The sequence below is a fragment of the Mycobacterium sp. genome (assembly GCF_035653355.1).
GTDB lineage: Bacteria > Actinomycetota > Actinomycetes > Mycobacteriales > Mycobacteriaceae > Mycobacterium.
Window position 1 is genome coordinate 1 of sequence record NZ_DASRBZ010000093.1, and the last position, 3137, is coordinate 3137.

General features: G+C 69.6%; 4 protein-coding genes and 1 pseudogene. All 5 read left to right on the plus strand.

The features are described 5' to 3' along the window. Nucleotides 1-16: 16 nt before the first annotated feature. On the plus strand, nt 17-793 hold the full coding sequence (locus tag VFA16_RS03000; RefSeq protein WP_324966390.1) for an SDR family oxidoreductase: 777 nt from the start codon (nt 17-19) through the stop codon (nt 791-793). Between the two features lies 1 nt (nt 794). Then, complete coding sequence (gene pyrE, locus VFA16_RS03005; protein WP_324966392.1) at nt 795-1334, plus strand: orotate phosphoribosyltransferase; 540 nt, start codon at nt 795-797, stop codon at nt 1332-1334. A 79-nt stretch (nt 1335-1413) separates the two neighbouring features. After that, a complete protein-coding gene (locus VFA16_RS03010) occupies nt 1414-2292 on the plus strand; it encodes a hypothetical protein (protein WP_414687623.1) in 879 nt (292 codons plus the stop codon). Continuing rightward, a complete protein-coding gene (locus tag VFA16_RS03015; RefSeq protein WP_324966391.1) occupies nt 2289-2933 on the plus strand; it encodes an RNA methyltransferase in 645 nt (214 codons plus the stop codon). The genes VFA16_RS03010 and VFA16_RS03015 overlap by 4 nt, the downstream gene beginning before the upstream one ends. A gap of 16 nt (nt 2934-2949) precedes the next feature. Then, nucleotides 2950-3137 (plus strand): annotated as a pseudogene (locus VFA16_RS03020) (fructose-bisphosphate aldolase); the annotation flags it as partial.

Here is a 3137-nt window from a genome sequence, read left to right on the forward strand (position 1 = left end):
CGCTACGCTGTCGGTCATGTCTCGCCCCGTCGCCTTGATCACCGGGCCGACGTCCGGAATCGGCGCCGGGTACGCGCGCCGCTATGCGGCCGACGGCTTTGACCTGGTGCTGGTCGCCCGCAACGCCGACCGGCTATCGCAGCTAGCCGCCGAATTGCGCAACGAGTCCCCTTGCGGCGTCGAGGTTTTGCCCGCCGACCTAGCCGATGCCACCGATCGCGGCAAGGTCGCCGACCGGCTGGCCGCCGGGGTGCGGGTGCTGGTGAACAACGCCGGCTTCGGCACGTCCGGCGAGTTCTGGACCGCCGACCCCGACCTGCTGCAAGCGCAGCTGGACGTCAACGTGACCGCGGTGATGCAGCTGACCCGGGCCGCGCTGCCGCCCATGCTCGACGCCGGGGCGGGCACCGTGATCAACGTCGCCAGCGTCGCCGGCTTGCTGTCTGGTCGCGGATCGACGTACTCGGCGTCGAAGGCGTGGGTGGTGTCGTTCACCGAAGGGCTGGCCGGCGGGCTGAAAGGCACCGGCGTCGGGGTGCACGCGGTCTGCCCCGGATACGTGCGCACCGAATTTCATTCCCGGGCGGGAATCGACATGGAGTCGCTGCCGTCGTTCATGTGGCTTTCGGTCGACGACGTGATCCGCGAAAGCTTGGCCGACATCGCCCGCGGAAAGGTGCTCAGCATCCCCGGCGTGCAGTACAAGGCGCTGGTTGGTGCCCTACGGATGATGCCGCGGCCCGTGGCGCGGGCCGCGGTGAACGCGATGGGCCGAGGCCGTGGGCGCACCTGACCTGACCGTCACCGACCGCGAGGAGCTGGCCGAGCTGGTGCGCCGGCTTTCGGTGCGGCGCGGCAACTTCACGCTCTCCTCGGGTAAGCAAGCCGACTACTACGTCGACCTGCGCCGCGCCACCTTGCACCACCGCGCTGCCCCGCTGATCGGCCGGCTGATGCGCCAGCTCACCGCCGACTGGGACTACGCCGCCGTCGGCGGGTTGACGTTGGGCGCCGATCCGGTCGCCACCGCCGTCATGCACGCGCCCGGCCGACCGGTCGACGCGTTCGTCGTGCGCAAGTCTGTGAAAACCCATGGCATGCAACGGCTTATCGAGGGCGCCGACGTTTCCGGGCTACGGGTGCTGGTCGTTGAGGACACCAGCACCACCGGCGCATCAGCGCTGAGGGCGGTACGCGCGGTTTGCGACGCCGGCGGCGACGTCGTCGGGGTGGCCACCGTGGTCGACCGCGCCACCGGTGCCGCCGAAGCCATCCAAGCCGAGGGCTTGCCCTACCGCAGCCTGCTGGGTCTGGCGGACCTGGGATTGCAGTAAATTGCTGCGCGTCGACCCGCTGCGCCCGGCTTCGCCGCGCTTGCGATCGCCGCGATTGCTGCGCGTCGTGCGGGCTGTCATTGCGGTGTTGACGACGCTGGCCTTGGGGTGTTCGGCGGCCTGCTTGAGCCCCGATCACCGCATCTACGGCGCGCAGACCGCGCGGCTGGGGGAGTCGCTGGCGGTGCTGGGCTGGAACATGTCGGTGTCGAATCTGCGGTGGAACGCCGACTACGTGCTCATCGACGTCGACGCCGCCCCGACCGACCCGTCGGCGCCGCACGCCAAACCCGACGACGTCCGCTTCGGGCTCTACGGCGCGTTGGCGCACCCGATGGAGGCCACCGGCATCGGCAGCTGCGAGCGTGTGAAAAACGTTGTGATGCAGTCGTTGTCGACGCCGGCGCCCGATCGGATCACCGGCACGGTGTGTCTAGGCCCGCTCAAGGACCGCAGCGCTGTGCGCGGTGTGTACACGTACTCGCCCCGCGAGCGGATCACCGGCACTGCGGCGGCGTACCCGGCGGCGTTTCCGGTGGGCATGTTGCCGACGAACCAGAACGACACCGGCCTGGTGGTCAAGACCACCAGCGTGTCGGCCTGGCGCGCCGACGGCACCCAGCTCAGCCAGGCATCGCTCGGTGATCCCGGCGTGTTCTCCGGCAGCGGCTACATGCTGCTGGGATTGGTGGTCGACGCCGTCGCTGACCGCTACCGCGACGACTCCGCCGCCCGCGGCGGCCCGATGATGCTGCTTGCCGCCCCGACACTGCCCAGCCCGGGGTTGAGCGCGGCCTGCGCAGCCTATGGGGCGTCGGTGCTGATCCTGCCCGAGGCATCACTGAACGCGGTGCACGTCAGCCCGTCGCTGTGTACTCAGGGCGAGATCAACCAGGCCGTGCTGTATGCGACGGTTTCGGTGGTAGGCACCCATGCCGCAGTCTGGACCGTCAAATGACCGACCCCGGCCCCACCGAATGGTGCAGCCCGGCCAGCGGCGTCGGCCCGTGGGAAGGCGCGCTACCCACCGATCCCCGCTACGACCCGACGCTGTTGCGCGAGGGCGACACCCGCAACGTCGTCGACGCCTACCGCTACTGGACGCGCGAGGCGATCATCGCCGACATCGACAAGCGGCGACACCCCCTGCACATCGCGATCGAGAACTTCGGCCACGATGCCAACATCGGCGCGGTGGTGCGCACCGCCAACGCGTTTGCGGTCGACACTGTGCACATCGTCGGCCGGCGGCGCTGGAATCGCCGCGGCGCCATGGTCACCGACCGTTATCAGCGGCTGTGCCACCACGACACCACCGCGGACCTGATGGAATCCGCCGCGCATGCCGGGCTGACCGTCGTCGCGGTTGACAACATTCCCGGCGCTGCCCGCCTTGAGCAGACCGCGCTGCCCCGGCAGTGTCTGCTGGTGTTCGGGCAAGAAGGCCCCGGTATCACCGACGAGGCCAAAGCGGCTGCGGCGCTGACCGTGTCGATCGCCCAATTCGGCTCGACCCGCAGCATCAACGTGGCCGTCGCCGCAGGAATCGCGATGCATGCCTGGATCGTCCAGCACGCAGATATGAAGCGCGCCTGGTAAGGCAGTATCGGCAGACATGGAACAGGTATGGGTCAGCCGCGCAGCCAGCGCCGAAGCCGCCGTCAGCCAGCGGCATCTCAAACGGCTGTGGGCACTGCCGGGCACCCAGCTCGGCGTGGTGGCCTGGCCGCCGGGCCGGCGCGACCGCTTGTTCGGCCACTGGCACTACTGGTGGCAGGCCCACCTGCTCGACTGCCTGGTCGA

Bases quoted from the DNA above. Each gene is read 5' to 3' on its own strand.
- VFA16_RS03000 (WP_324966390.1), top strand. From the start codon at position 17: ATGTCTCGCCCCGTCGCCTTGATCACCGGGCCGACGTCCGGAATCGGC.
- VFA16_RS03015 (WP_324966391.1), top strand. From the start codon at position 2,289: ATGACCGACCCCGGCCCCACCGAATGGTGCAGCCCGGCCAGCGGCGTC.